Source organism: Sulfitobacter sp. PR48 (genome assembly GCF_028807335.1).
In the GTDB taxonomy this organism is placed as follows: Bacteria; Pseudomonadota; Alphaproteobacteria; order Rhodobacterales; family Rhodobacteraceae; genus Sulfitobacter.
On record NZ_JARAMM010000012.1, the window covers coordinates 33,830 to 46,602 of the forward strand.

Annotated in this window: 13 protein-coding genes and 1 pseudogene; 9 read left to right on the forward strand and 5 right to left on the reverse strand. The window is 59.6% G+C overall.

The genetic code is table 11. The annotated features are described in order from the left end of the window. Positions 1-3: 3 nt before the first annotated feature. Positions 4-252 (reverse strand): FitA-like ribbon-helix-helix domain-containing protein, encoded by a 249-nt coding sequence (locus PVW51_RS16280; protein WP_064223258.1) that lies wholly within the window; start codon positions 250-252, stop codon positions 4-6. 202 nt (positions 253-454) lie between these two features. Between PVW51_RS16280 and PVW51_RS16285 the strand changes: the two genes are divergently transcribed. Further along, positions 455-1,210 carry a hypothetical protein gene (locus PVW51_RS16285; RefSeq protein WP_229678647.1) on the forward strand — a complete coding sequence of 252 codons (756 nt, stop codon included), beginning with the start codon at positions 455-457 and terminating at the stop codon, positions 1,208-1,210. Between the two features lie 102 nt (positions 1,211-1,312). Here the strand turns inward: PVW51_RS16285 and PVW51_RS16290 are convergent, their stop codons facing one another. Together PVW51_RS16290 and PVW51_RS16295 are read right to left on the reverse strand one after the other, a co-directional pair. Beyond that, positions 1,313-1,537, reverse strand: a complete 225-nt coding sequence (locus tag PVW51_RS16290; RefSeq protein ID WP_074647017.1) for a hypothetical protein — start codon at positions 1,535-1,537, stop codon at positions 1,313-1,315. Between the two features lie 166 nt (positions 1,538-1,703). Then, a pseudogene (locus tag PVW51_RS16295) lies at positions 1,704-1,856 on the reverse strand (helix-turn-helix domain-containing protein); the annotation flags it as partial. A gap of 145 nt (positions 1,857-2,001) precedes the next feature. Between PVW51_RS16295 and PVW51_RS16300 the strand changes: the two are divergent. From PVW51_RS16300 to PVW51_RS16315, 4 genes are all read left to right on the forward strand, one after another. Beyond that, on the forward strand, positions 2,002-3,636 hold the full coding sequence (locus PVW51_RS16300) for a Mu transposase C-terminal domain-containing protein (protein WP_274576066.1): 1,635 nt from the start codon (positions 2,002-2,004) through the stop codon (positions 3,634-3,636). Position 3,637: 1 nt separating this feature from the next. Further along, entirely contained in the window at positions 3,638-4,519 is an 882-nt protein-coding gene (locus PVW51_RS16305) for a TniB family NTP-binding protein (protein WP_038147410.1), read from the forward strand. After that, a complete protein-coding gene (locus tag PVW51_RS16310; protein WP_038147409.1) occupies positions 4,516-5,307 on the forward strand; it encodes a TniQ family protein in 792 nt (263 codons plus the stop codon). The genes PVW51_RS16305 and PVW51_RS16310 overlap by 4 nt, the downstream gene beginning before the upstream one ends. 139 nt (positions 5,308-5,446) lie before the next feature. Beyond that, on the forward strand, positions 5,447-6,496 hold the full coding sequence (locus PVW51_RS16315) for a hypothetical protein (RefSeq protein WP_274576073.1): 1,050 nt from the start codon (positions 5,447-5,449) through the stop codon (positions 6,494-6,496). Between the two features lie 173 nt (positions 6,497-6,669). On the opposite strand, the gene PVW51_RS16320 is transcribed toward PVW51_RS16315, so the two are convergent. Both PVW51_RS16320 and PVW51_RS16325 read right to left on the reverse strand, forming a co-directional pair. Next, on the reverse strand, positions 6,670-7,989 hold the full coding sequence (locus tag PVW51_RS16320) for an MFS transporter (protein ID WP_067293074.1): 1,320 nt from the start codon (positions 7,987-7,989) through the stop codon (positions 6,670-6,672). Between the two features lie 8 nt (positions 7,990-7,997). Then, positions 7,998-8,258 carry a metal-sensing transcriptional repressor gene (locus PVW51_RS16325; protein WP_007120627.1) on the reverse strand — a complete coding sequence of 87 codons (261 nt, stop codon included), beginning with the start codon at positions 8,256-8,258 and terminating at the stop codon, positions 7,998-8,000. Positions 8,259-8,759: 501 nt separating this feature from the next. Between PVW51_RS16325 and PVW51_RS16330 the strand changes: the two genes are divergently transcribed. The 4 genes from PVW51_RS16330 to PVW51_RS16345 all read left to right on the forward strand — a co-directional run bounded on the left by PVW51_RS16330 (position 8,760) and on the right by PVW51_RS16345 (position 12,720). Continuing rightward, positions 8,760-9,488 (forward strand): HupE/UreJ family protein, encoded by a 729-nt coding sequence (locus PVW51_RS16330; protein WP_274576078.1) that lies wholly within the window; start codon positions 8,760-8,762, stop codon positions 9,486-9,488. Positions 9,489-9,505: 17 nt separating this feature from the next. Further along, a complete protein-coding gene (locus tag PVW51_RS16335; protein WP_274576080.1) occupies positions 9,506-10,129 on the forward strand; it encodes a transmembrane anchor protein in 624 nt (207 codons plus the stop codon). A 775-nt stretch (positions 10,130-10,904) separates the two neighbouring features. Further along, positions 10,905-12,224: a multicopper oxidase family protein gene (locus PVW51_RS16340; protein WP_274576083.1), complete on the forward strand. Its 1,320-nt coding sequence runs from the start codon at positions 10,905-10,907 to the stop codon at positions 12,222-12,224. Between the two features lie 40 nt (positions 12,225-12,264). Further along, positions 12,265-12,720, forward strand: a complete 456-nt coding sequence (locus PVW51_RS16345; RefSeq protein WP_037929510.1) for a DUF411 domain-containing protein — start codon at positions 12,265-12,267, stop codon at positions 12,718-12,720. Positions 12,721-12,773: the final 53 nt, after the last annotated feature.

The following is a 12,773-nucleotide window of genomic DNA, read 5'->3' on the forward strand; positions in this document are numbered from 1 at the left end:
GCGTCAGGCCTGGTCGAACGCGGGCGGTTCACGCATGGCTTCACGCTGCGGAAGGTCGAGATCAACGCCACCCAGAGGCGCGACCCGCTCGCGGATGGCCGCGGCAAGATCGTGGGATGGCTTCGCTTCGCCGACAACATGGCGCAAGATCTCGCGCGCCTCCTCTTCCATCGAACGGCCGTGCTCAGCCGCACGGATGCGAAGGCGGCGCTTCACGTCATCGTCAAGGTTCCGGATGGTAATGCTTGCCATGATCTCCTCCTGATAGGAGTGTAATCATCGCAATCAATGCGATCAAGGCTAATCGCTGGAACGCATGGTTTCCTCAGGGTGGGCAAGCCGACGCTGTCAGCTCGCGATCTTGCTGATCACCGCAACTGTTATACGCATCATCAATGTTGCAATAGTATATTTTCGTATGTATGCTGGGTGAAGATTGTCAAGGGTCCTTGCCATGCGTTTCGAATTCAAAAACCTCGCTCTGGCGGCCTTTTTAGCTCTCGCCTTGTCCGGCCCAACAGTTCCCACGCAAGCCCGCGCCCAAACCTATCCGATCGACTGCGCCATCTTGCTGTGTTTGTCCGGTGGCTGGCCGGCTTCTGTGCCATGCGCACGCGCGCGGGCCGAGTTCATCCGGCGCATCACACCTTGGCCGGTGGAGCCGCCGCTTCAGATTTGGCGCTGCCCCATGGGTGCGTCTTACGATGGTCCTGCCAGGTCGCGCCCCACGGACCGGATCTTCGATGCCCTATATGGTGGTTCAGGAACCCCACCAAACTCTTCAACCCCGCTTTTTGATCAGGCAGCCGAGGCAGGCGGAATGCTCGGGCTGAAAGGCTCCAACGCGGCTTGGGACAACCTCGTAAGGGCTGATTACGCCCTCCAGCTCGTAGAAGACCGCGCCGACATCGATATCAGCGGGCCGGAATTCAATTTCGTGCGCTCTATTCGCGTCTTTGACGTTCGTTATGCTCGCCAGCACGAATCCGGGCGAGATGGCGACTGCAACCGCAGTGCCGTCGTTGTCCTCGGCACCTACGGGATCCAGGGCGATTTTTCCTGGAGGGCGTCGTCACCCGCAGCGCTGCCTGCTGCGCATGCCGGTCTCGAGCGATGGGGCGAGCACTGTCCGAGCATTTATCACAGATCCGTCTTCGCGGAGTGGCGTGACTATAGCGGGAATTACGGCTTCGAGCAGGTCAATTACTGACTGTTGAGGCGCCGCGACGTCGCACAGAGCCTTGTAAAGATTAAACCTGTAACGCAGGCACAAGCACACAATCGACGGCCATAAAGGCCATAGTCTTCCATGTCAGTCGTCGCGACAGGGCAGCTGCGTGAGAGACGCGAAGTCGATTTCAGCTTTATCGGCATCGCTAAGATCCGGGTAAATCCTTGAGACGCGCTGTGGGCCATGCATGTCCCACCGGATTGCCAGAGCACCTGTGTTCCAGCGATATACCCAGCCGACAATGGTTTTTTCATCGGCTGCGATCAAATTGGCGATCGCGACGCCTTCGACCTCATTTTCGTTCACTGTTTACTGACTTCCTGCAAATTGGCGTTGCGGATAGCAGCTCAGATCCAAAGCGTTTGCTGCAACCATATGCCGGGCCTCGTTAAAATCGGTTACTGTTCGTCCTCGCGGTAACGAATTCACAACGGGAGAAGTCAGCTCCCGTGCTCTCGATTGATGAAATTGCTTAAATCCTGTGGTCGGGCTCCGTGGCGGCTTCGACGATCGCCAAAACCTCGAAGGGGTCAAAGCCGATGGCGCGCGCCAGAACGACCAGTTCGACGACGTCGATCCGGCGTTCACCGCTTTCGAGGCGTGCCACGAGAGATTGATGGCACTTGTCGCGTAGCCCTTAATTGTGAGATGGGAAATCCAACGAAATCAACGGCTGAGCTTTGCCCTTAAATATGAGATTTTGCCTTTAATTCTGATATTTTTGCCCTTAAACCTGAGACAGGGTTCACAGACATTTGCGGCAAATATCGATGAATGATGATGGCGAAGACTCCGTTGCCGTTGGTGCTGAAGAGGCGCGCAGGGCCGCGGTGCTGCGCCCTCTTGTTCAGGCATATCTCAATGGGACTGGCAGCCTGGAACGTGGCATCAATGACGCCGTTTGGGAGCTTGGTGTCAGCAGGGCGACGGTCTGGCGTTGGATAAAACGGTTGGCGGAAGAGGGTGGGCGCACCAGCGCTCTGGCTCCGCGGAAACGGGGCCGCCCGACCGGGACGATGTTAATATCCAGCAAAGTCGAAGCGGTAATCGAGGAGCACCTTCGCCGCTATTTCTTGCGCCGGGAGCGTTCGAGCTTGTCGCGCGTCGTGACAGAAATCCGCAGCGCTTGCTGGCAGGAGGGCTTGCAACCGCCGACACGGCGAACGGTTCAGCGTCGTCTGGATGCGATGGATGCCCGCGAAGTTGCGAAGGCACGAGAGGGCGCAAAGGCGGCCCGCCAGAAATTTGCGCCGGTCACAGGTGAGAACAAGGCCAGTATGCCACTGGAGATCGTCCAAATTGATCATACACCGGCGGACATCATTCTTGTCGACGGCTTTGAACGCAAACCAATTGGGCGGCCTTGGGTCACGCTGGCGATCGACGTCGCAACGCGGATGGTGACCGGATATTACACCTCTCTCGAGGCACCTTCGCGTCTGTCAGTGGCGCTTTGCCTGACACAGGCGGTGGCCCTCAAGGAGGAACTTCTTGCGGAATTGGCGTGCGATGTTCCTTGGCCGGCACAGGGCAAACCGCACAGCATCCACGTCGATAACGGTCGCGATTTCCGGTCGCGCGCCTTTCGGTCGGCCTGTGCGGATTGGGGGATCGATCTGGTCTATCGACCGCCAGCAAGTCCTCACTTCGGTGGTCACATCGAACGGTTGATCGGCACCATGATGGGGGCCGTTCACCTGTTGCCGGGAACAACGCAATCCTCGATCGCGGCAAAGGGCGACTATGACGCCGAAAGCAAGGCCACGATGACGTTGAGCGAATTCGATCGCTGGTTTGCTCTGGAAATCTGCCGTTACAACAACAGCATTCATTCAAGTCTTGGCTGCACGCCCGTTGCCAAATGGGAGGCGCTCTCAGAGCAAATGACAGGCGACATCCCCTTCGAGATGGAAGCCTTTCAGGTGAGCTTCCTGCCGAGAGAACTGCGCAAGATCAGGCGTGACGGCATCCATCTGTTCCAGATAAGGTACTGGTCCGATGCCCTTGCAGGCCACATTGGGCGCGGGGATGGAAAGGTGGTCGTTCGCTACGATCCTCGCGATATCTCAATGATCTGGGTCGAACTGGACGATGGCCGGTATGTTGAGGCGCGGTACAGAAACCTGGAAATTCCGCCCGTCTCGCTCTGGGAATATCGCGAAGCGATGAGGAAGGCCCGTGCCCTTGGCAAGTCCGGGTCTAATGAGCTGGTGCTGGCTGAGCTGATCCGACAGCAACGCCAGATCGAAGCTGAAAGCCGGGGCCTGACGAAGGCCGAACGCAGAACCCGTGAAAGAAAAGGGACATTGAAGGGCACGAACTCGGCCGTCTCGACAACCGAAGGGCTGCGCCCGATCAATACGGGTGATACATCGCGCCCATTGTTCAAGGTGGAGAGATGGTGAATTGAGGGCAGGGACAACTGAAGAAGACGGCCGGATCGCCCTCATTCAATCGGATATCTGGATCGGCTTTCCTCGGGCGGAACAGGTGTTGGACCGCTTGCAGGGCATGATCGAAGCGCCACGACAAACCCGTATGCCTGGGCTTCTTGTGCATGGCGCCTCCGGGATCGGAAAGACGATGATTGCCCGAAACCTGTCGCGCAAGTACGCACCAGAATACGATCCGGCGTCGGGCATCACCCGCACACCGCTTCTGCTGTTGCAAGCGCCGCCCGCACCTGATGAACGGCGGTTTTACCTGCACATCCTGGCCGCCGTCGGCGCCCCGGCGACGGCTCTTAGCGCCCGCGCTCAAAATGTGGCTTCCCTCGAAGTCCGTGTCATCGCGCTCTTACGCGACCTTGGCCTGCGGATGATCATGATCGACGAGGTCCACAATCTCTTGGCCGGGACCCACCGCGAACAGCGCCGATTTCTCAATGTCCTGCGGTATCTCAGCAATGAACTCGAGGTGTCACTGGTCTGCCTTGGGGTCAGCGAGGCCGTCGATGCTATTCGCGGTGATATCCAGCTTGCCCGACGGCTGGACGAACATCATCTGCCAAACTGGCGCGACGATGCCGAGTTCTCGGACATGATCCAGACCCTTATTGCTGCCATGCCACTGGAAAAGAAGTCCAACCTGAAGGTCAAATCTCTCAAGCAGGTCTTGGCACTGACCGGTGGGGTGACCTCGCGCATCTTCGCTCTGGTCAAGGATCTTTCCATCGACGCCATTATCACAGGCGAGGAATGCATCACCGATGACGCAATCGCAAAATGGACGCCGGTTTGGTCGCGCCATGCGAACCCCCATCGGCGGCTCCAGAAGTCCCGGGTGTGAAGCCGCACCCGCTGCCCAAGACTGTCGCGCCGCTGCCAGACGAGTTGTTGTCAGGTTGGTTGTCTCGGCTGGCGGCGGCCAACTACTGTGATGATGCGGAACTACTGGCTCATCTCAGAATCGATACCGCGCATGGCACCGCCTTGGACTTCAACGTCGACGCGGCTGCGGCGGCGAAGATTGCCAACGCCGCACGGGTTAACCCAGATGTTGTTCGATCTTTGACCTTTCCGGCAATGACGCCACGAGAAGCCTCGCTGACGGCTCAGATGCCATTCCAGCATTGCATGCAATGCGCCAGAGAGGGTCTTTCGCTCAGGCATTGGAGGCGGGCCTGGGCATTTGACTGCCAAGTTTGCGGGACGAGACTTGTGCAGACCCTTGGCAAACTCCGTGAGGAACAAATATCTGGAAAACTGATATACCGAGCGCGCCGCGGGGCAGAGATGCTTGAGTGCGCCGCGCGCTCGCGCGGCCCCAAGCAACTTCGGCGCGCAATGCGCGCAGTCACCTTTGCCATGTCACTCAAAACCTTCCGCGGGGATCCGTCGTTCGCTGTCCAGAACCCCAGATCGGAAGTTAGGCTGTTCTGCCTCGCCGCAATCGCCGCCGCTCGATCTCATCCCTTGGCTAAGGCAGCCATCGTCAGCAAAAGCATCGACGACTATGCAAGGGTTGCTCTCTTGCGCGCCTTCGAGAAGGAGCCTCGATTGCTTGCCGCGGTTGATCACATCGCGCAAAGGTGCGCGAGAAACAGGGGCCCCATGACAGCCGTATCTCACAATTAAGGGCAAAAATTGTCGCCAAACGCGTCGCGTCTCAGATTAAAGGGCAACGCGACAATAAGGTGTGCAGGCGCACTCTGACAAAACACTTTGGTAAAATGCAAAAGTGCCGTATTTTGCATACATGAAGACTCAAGTATCTATGCAGTATGATATTTTTTACGATCCTCTTGTGGATGCGGAGGGGCTGGAAGAGACGTCTGAGGACGACCTGTGGTTCCTGCCCGGTCCGATGGACGAGGAGCCAGATTATCTACCGCCCGGACCTAGGGCAGAGCTTCGTGAAACCGCAGTCCTCGACGATTGGCGGAAGGCAGAGGCGGGCAATGCCGCGCGTCTCGCCCGTGTGGCTGGCCGGATCGGCGCGCTGGACGACCGGCTGCGCCGTGGCCCGAAAGGTTGGCGGCACAGGCTCGCGCTGATGGAGGCGGCAGACCTCAGCTGGTTTGTAGGCGACCGAATTGGCCCGGATCGGCTGGCGCTCTGGAAATCCATGCGTTTGTCCGGCGTGCAGGACGACACCGCGGCGCTCGCGCGTGTCGGATGGGCAGTGCGGCGTCTTACAGGCGGCCCTGGACCGGAAGTGGACCTGTCCGCCTTCCTCGACCGCCGCGACCCCGAGAACCTCGGCGTTGAAGCCGAACCGTTCGCGGATCGCGCGGGCGGTTGGCTCGATCTCATGGCGCAAGCCGCCGATCTTCACCCAATCACGCGCGCTTGCATGGGCTTCCATCTCTGGAGTCTCGCGGGCCTCGGGCAGCACGGCGACCGGATGGAAGCGGCGGTCACAGCTGCACGGATCGTGGCCAGTGAGGGCAAGGGGGCGCTCTTCGTGCCTTTGGCCATGGGCGGGGCAGGGGGATTGCGCTCCGGTGGCCCACCCGCTGACCGTCTGTCTCGTTGGCTTGACGGGATGGAGACCGCATGCCTGACCGCAATGCGTCACCTCGATGATATCGAGGCATGGTCGGCGAGGGCGGAAGCCGAGATGAGCCCGCTTTCCGGCCGCACGCCCCCGGCCTTGTGCGCGGTACTTACCGAATGGCCGCTCGTGTCCGCTCCGATGGCCGAGGCCCTGATCGGCGCCAGCCGGGCTGCCGTCCAGCGCAACCTTGCTTGGATGGAAGCGCGTGGTCTAATCCACGAGATGACCGGGCAGGGGCGGTATCGGATGTGGAGGGTCGCAACTTAGGCCGTCCTTATTGTCGGGGGGCCGACAGTTTAGGCTAGAGTCAACGCCTCTGTCCGCCAAACTTGCAGAGAATTCGCGCATCTAGCCCAGTTTGACGAATGTTGGTCGAAGCACGAATGTCCGCACAGATGAAAACGAACCGCCCGTGTCCAGTCTTCGTCTCTTGCTGCGATTTATAAATGCGTGGCCCAGCGAGGATGGCTCTCGTCAATGATCAAGGCATGGCTGTGCCTGCGATGTCCCCTTAGGTGGGGATGGTCGAGTGGCAAATTTTTGTGGGTGTGCTCAAGCTCAACGGGATCGCCGGACGGCCAGAGTTTCAGCGCTGCGAGCATACCGAAGGCGGCGATGAGGGCCAGTCCGATCAGTGCGGGAACGACACCATAGACCGTCAGCAGCCATCCCGACAGCGGATAGGTCACAAGCCAGCAGGCGTGGGACAGCGCGAATTGCGCCGCGAAGAGTGCCGGGCGGTCCCCGGCGTGGGCGGAACGGCGCAGCAACCGGCCCGAGGGGGTGAGAACGGTGGAATACCCCAACCCCACTAGCAGCCAGGCTGTCAGAAGGATGGACCAGCCAAGGCCTGCTCCAAGGACCGTCAACGCCAGACCGACCAGAGTAGCCACCATCAGCGCGGCTCCGCCGAACATAACGGGCCGGTCCGGCAACACATCGAGAACACGCGGCAGGACCAGCGCGGCGATCATCGACCCTGCGCCGAAGGCGAACATCGTCCAGGCCAGAGCACTTTCCGAAAGGCCGAGCGAGCCGCGCACAAGAACGACGGTATTGACCAGCACCATCGCACCTGCCGCCGCCGCCGCGAGGTTCAATGCCAAGAGCCCGCGCAAGCGCGGCGTGGCCAGATAGATGCGGATGCCGCGCGTTGTGCGGTCATAGACACCGCGCGGCTCGGATGGGCGGGGACTCGGCAGCACGATCGAAGCAACCAGAAGGGCCGATGCGGCGAAACCGAGGACCGTTCCGAGGAAAAGTGAATTGTAGGACATCACCGCGAGCAGAAGGGCCGCCAGCGTCGGGCTGACGATGTTTTCCAGATCGTAGGCCAGCCGCGACAGCGACAGCGCGCGGGTATAGCGCGCCTCTTCGGGCAGAACGTCCGGGATCGTGGCCTGAAAGGTCGGCGTGAAGGCGGCGGAAGCCGATTGAAGAAGGAAGATCAGGACGTAGACCTGCCAGACCTCGGTCACGAAGGGCAGTGCGAGGGCGACACCGGCACGCACCAGATCGAGCATCACCAGAAGCGCGCGGCGCGGCACGCGGTCTGCGAAAGCCCCTGCAATGGGCGCGATGCCCACATAAGCAACCATCTTGATGGTGAAGACTGTGCCGAGGACCAGCGCCGCCCCGTCGCCCGAAAGATCAAAGGCGAGCAGGCCGAGTGCGACTGTGGCGAGTCCGGTACCCAGAAGGGCTACGACTTGCGCCAGAAAGAGGTGCCGATAAGTGCGGTCGGAGAGAATATCGAGCATGGTCGGCCTCAGAGATATCGGGCGATCGCCCGCAACTCTGCGCGATCAGTTTCAGAACTTTCAACGTCAATACAATGGTCCATGTGATCATGGATCAGCGCACGCTTGGCGTTCGTCACGGCCTTTTCGACCGCTTGCATCTGCTGAGCAATCTCCAGACAGGGTTTGCCCGCCTCGATCATTTCGATCACGGCGCGCAAATGGCCGTCAGCGCGTTTCAGCCGGGCGACAAGGGCGGGATGGGTTGCATGGACTGGATGTTTTGTCATAAAGTAGTTCTATCCCCCCCGGGAGGATAGAACAAGATGGTGCCACGACGCACCACGCTAGAGACGGGCAGACGGGCAGAACCTATGGAAACCTTGAGGACAGTTGTAAACGCCGCGTTTGCGACACTCTTATGTTTAGCCGTACTTCTCTGGTCTGTGGTGCCCGCAACCTCGCACGCGTCCTCAGTCTTCAGCGTCCTCCAAGAGCACGCAGAAATGATTGCTGAGCACGGTCATTCGCATGGACTGGAAGAAGACCTTGCCTGGGCCATGCATGGACACAACCATGACAGCGTCGATCACGATCACAGTCAGGCGGTTGTGCCTGGCCCCGACCGATCGCCGCACCCGCTCGATATTTACAGAGCCGCATGGCCTTTGAGGTCGGCCACGTCGAACACCTTACAGACATACCAAATCGAACGACCTCCGCGCGTCTGACCGACTGCGTGCCAACAGCGCGCTGCATTCGATCATCAACACATATGCGGAGTCAAATCCATGAATATAGTCCACCGGGGCTGGACCGATCCCGGCATACGCCGGATCGTGATCCTGTCCTTAATAACGCTGTCGGCACTCGTTCTGAGTGCAAGCCACGCGTTTGCCCACAATGTCACCGAAAGTGACGCGGGCTACATCCAAGAAATCTGGGGGATCAACATCATTCCCTTCATGTATCTCGGCGCCAAACACATGGTGACGGGATACGACCACATCCTGTTCCTGCTCGGCGTCGTCTTCTTCCTCTACAAGATGAAGGATGTCGGCGTCTACGTCAGCTTCTTCGCCCTCGGGCACTCGTCCACTATGCTGGCCGGTGTCTGGTTCGGCTGGGGCATCAACGCCTACATCATCGACGCGATCATCGGCCTTTCGGTCGTCTACAAGGCGCTCGACAATCTCGGGGCGTATCAGCGCTGGTTCGGGTTCCAGCCGAACACTAAGGCCGCAACGTTGATCTTCGGCTTTTTCCACGGCACGGGCCTGGCCACGAAAATCCTAGAGTATGAAATCGCTTCGGACGGGCTGCTGGCCAATCTTCTGGCGTTCAACGTGGGCGTCGAGCTTGGCCAGATCATGGCGCTTGCCGTGATCCTCATCGTCATGGGATTCTGGCGGAAATCCCCAAACTTCTTCCGCCAAGCCTACACCGCCAACGTCGTCATGATGTCCATGGGATTCATCCTCATGGGCCTGCAAATCACCGGCTACTTCGTAGCCACCTGAGAAGTTAGGAGACCAAAATGTTTAACGCAAAAAAACCGAGCCTTGATGAGCTTCCCAGCTCCGCGCAGCTTATCCGTTCCACTGCCATTGCGGCGGCCAGCGCCGTTGCGATCCTTGTGACCGTCGTGCTGCCTGCCGAATACAACATCGACCCGACCGGGATCGGCGGGGTTCTCGGGCTGAGCGAGATGGGGGAGATCAAAGCCCAGCTTGCGGAGGAGGCCGAAGCCGACAGGCTGTTGGAGATCGAAGCCGAAGAGCAGTCGAGCCTTATGAACGATATCTTTGGACTCTTTGTCGGCACGGCACATGCACAGGAGGCCGAAGTCTGGCGCGACGAAACCACCTTTACGCTGGCACCCGGCGACAGCGCCGAGTGGAAGCTGGTCATGGAAGTGGGCCAGACAGTGGAATACCGAATGCTGGTCGATGGCGGTCGGGTGAATTTCGACATGCACGGCCACGGCGGCGGTCAGTCGGTGACCTATGAAAAGGGCCGCGGTTCGACCGGCGACGAGGGCGAGATCATCGCGGCATTTGACGGCGAACACGGATGGTTCTGGCGGAATCGGGACAGCCAGCCCGCAACCGTGACTGTCCAGGTGCGCGGCCAATACACCGAATTCAAAGACGCAAGTTGACACAAGGGCAGCCACCCGCATGAAAAGATGCGGGTGGCTGCCTGGCTCCGAAACAGACCTTGGATGAGTCCGCAGTCTCGCCTCAGATTTTCCCTTGAAACCAACCTCGGGCATCCGTTGGCCAATCAGTGAGTACCCACGTGGCAATGTCACGCCTATGTTACAGGATACTTCTTGACCTCCCCCTACTGGAAGCTTGCATAAGAATTGCATGATCCGCGTTTTTCGCCTCATTTTGATTCTTGCATTGAGCTTCGGTGCCGTGGTTGCGCCGGATGTATCGGCAGCGAATGCGGCTGAGGCAGCAATGGTTCAGATGGTGGGCGCCGAAAGCGCGGACGACCATTGCGGCGGATGCGATCCGATCGGATTTGCTGACGGGATATCCTGCGAGGGTGGGTGTACGGTCCCATGTGGCGCGGGAAGTTCGGCCGGTATCGTAGCTCGTACGTCAGCGATGACGCTTGAGATGGCCTTCGGTGTTGTCATCCCGGTCGCGGGACCTGTGATCCCGATTGGCGCGATTCCCTCGCTTGATCCATTCCCTCCCAAGCTGCCTGTCTGAACCTGATAACGGCCTAGCTTATTGCGGGGCCTGACCGTTGCCTTGGCCGAAGCTGGCTGAGCGCGACCCCTTCAGATCAAGGCAGAAGTGATGACCCTCAACAGACTGATTTCACGACGGCACGTGCTGCGCACCGGTGCCGCTTTCACGGCCATATCCGCTCTGTCACCGGCTCGAGTAGCGATGGCAGGTCCGACAGAGGACCCATTCTTGCTACGCGCTGCGGCCGGACAAGCCGCCCTGCGACCGGCACCCTACGGCTCTACCGACGTCTGGAGCTACAATGGATCCCTCCCCGGCCCCGAGATCCGGGTGCGGCAGGGAGACCGAATTCGGGTTCTGGCCCGGAATGGGCTAAATGAGGGGACGACGGTCCACTGGCATGGCATTCGCACACCCAATGCGATGGATGGTGTGCCGTTCCTAACACAGGACCCGATCCCCGTCGGTGGCGATTTTCTCTATGAATTCGATGCACTGGATGCTGGCACGTTCTGGTATCACCCGCACCAACGCAGTTCCGAACAGGTCGGACGCGGGCTTTACGGGCCGCTGATCGTCGAGGAAGCAAACCCGATCCGCGTAGATCGCGATCTGACCTGGATGCTCGATGACTGGCGGATGACCGGCGACGGACAGATTGCGACAGATTTCGGAAGTCGGCACGACGCCGCGCACGGCGGGCGTATCGGCAATTCCGTGACCATCAACGGCCAGATACCGGACCGCATCGCCGTGCGATCCGGAGAACGCATCCGCCTGAGGTTGGTCAACGCAGCCAATGCCCGGATATTCGGGCTGGATTTCGGGGGGCTTGCGCCGGTCGTGGTCGCTCTGGACGGTCAACCCGTGGCACCTCATGCACCAGACAGTGACGCCGTGGTGGTCGGCCCGGCCATGCGTGTCGATCTGGTGATCGACATGACCGGCAAGCCCGGAGAGAGCGTGACCGTCACCGATGTCTTCTACAGGGATCTGGAATACCGTCTGGTCGATCTCGCCTACGGGCCTGACAGGCTGCGGGACAGTGTGCCGGATTGGTCGATGGACCTGTCGCCCAACCCGCTGGCCGAACCGGATATGGCGTCGGCTGCGCGGCATCAGATCGTCTTCAACGGCGGCATGATGGGGCAGATGATGATGGGCGGCGGCATGGGGTCCATGATGGAGCAGATGCGCGAAGGCAACATGTGGTTCATCAACGGCAAAGCAGCAACGGGGCACATGATGGATCCCTTGCTGGTCCTGCCGCAGGGCACGTCGCATGTGCTGCAGATGGACAATCGCACCGCGTGGCATCACCCGATGCATTTTCATGGACATTCGTTCCGTGTGATCACACGGAACGGGCAACCGACACGGCACCGCGAATGGCAGGACACCGTCCTGATGGCGCCCGAGGAACGGGTCCAGATCGCCTTCGTGGCGGACAATCCGGGAGACTGGATGTTCCATTGTCACATCCTGGAGCACCAGGCGGCCGGCATGATGGGCATCATACGTGTCGATCCTGGCACGACCAAAACCTGAAACAATCTCACGTAACGATCACCACGAAAGGAAAGAACCGATGAAGAAACTAATTGGACTTGCCAATCTTGGCACCGCAGGTGCTGCCGCTATACTTGCAATGAGCCTGAATGCCGCGCCTGCCGCAGCGCAAGAGGCCACGCTCTACAAGAACCCGCAATGCGGATGCTGCGAGAGCTATGCGGACTACCTGCGCGAGAATGGCTTCACAGTCGAGGTGAAGCCGACCCACGATCTGGCTCAGATCAGCCGTGATGCAGGTATCCCGGACGATTTTCAGGGCTGCCATACGACCTTTCTGGAAGACTACGTCGTCAGCGGTCATGTGCCGGTCAATGTCGTCAACAAGTTGCTTGATGAGCGCCCGGACATTGTCGGCCTGACACTTCCCGGCATGCCGTTGGGATCGCCGGGTATGGGGGGTGCGAAGCAGGAACCGTTCAAGATTTACACCGTCGAAGAAGGTGTGAACCCGACCGTCTATGCGGTCGAATGATCAATTGCGCGGTCTGGTGCGATCCCGTGCCTGACCGGTTTCAAGGGAAAACA

Bases quoted from the DNA above. Each gene is read 5' to 3' on its own strand.
- PVW51_RS16325 (WP_007120627.1), bottom strand. From the start codon at position 8,258: ATGACAAAACATCCAGTCCATGCAACCCATCCCGCCCTTGTCGCCCGG.
- PVW51_RS16300 (WP_274576066.1), top strand. From the start codon at position 2,002: ATGAATGATGATGGCGAAGACTCCGTTGCCGTTGGTGCTGAAGAGGCG.
- PVW51_RS16335 (WP_274576080.1), top strand. From the start codon at position 9,506: ATGTTTAACGCAAAAAAACCGAGCCTTGATGAGCTTCCCAGCTCCGCG.
- PVW51_RS16285 (WP_229678647.1), top strand. From the start codon at position 455: ATGCGTTTCGAATTCAAAAACCTCGCTCTGGCGGCCTTTTTAGCTCTC.
- PVW51_RS16320 (WP_067293074.1), bottom strand. From the start codon at position 7,989: ATGCTCGATATTCTCTCCGACCGCACTTATCGGCACCTCTTTCTGGCG.
- PVW51_RS16330 (WP_274576078.1), top strand. From the start codon at position 8,760: ATGAATATAGTCCACCGGGGCTGGACCGATCCCGGCATACGCCGGATC.
- PVW51_RS16315 (WP_274576073.1), top strand. From the start codon at position 5,447: ATGCAGTATGATATTTTTTACGATCCTCTTGTGGATGCGGAGGGGCTG.
- PVW51_RS16280 (WP_064223258.1), bottom strand. From the start codon at position 252: ATGGCAAGCATTACCATCCGGAACCTTGACGATGACGTGAAGCGCCGC.
- PVW51_RS16345 (WP_037929510.1), top strand. From the start codon at position 12,265: ATGAAGAAACTAATTGGACTTGCCAATCTTGGCACCGCAGGTGCTGCC.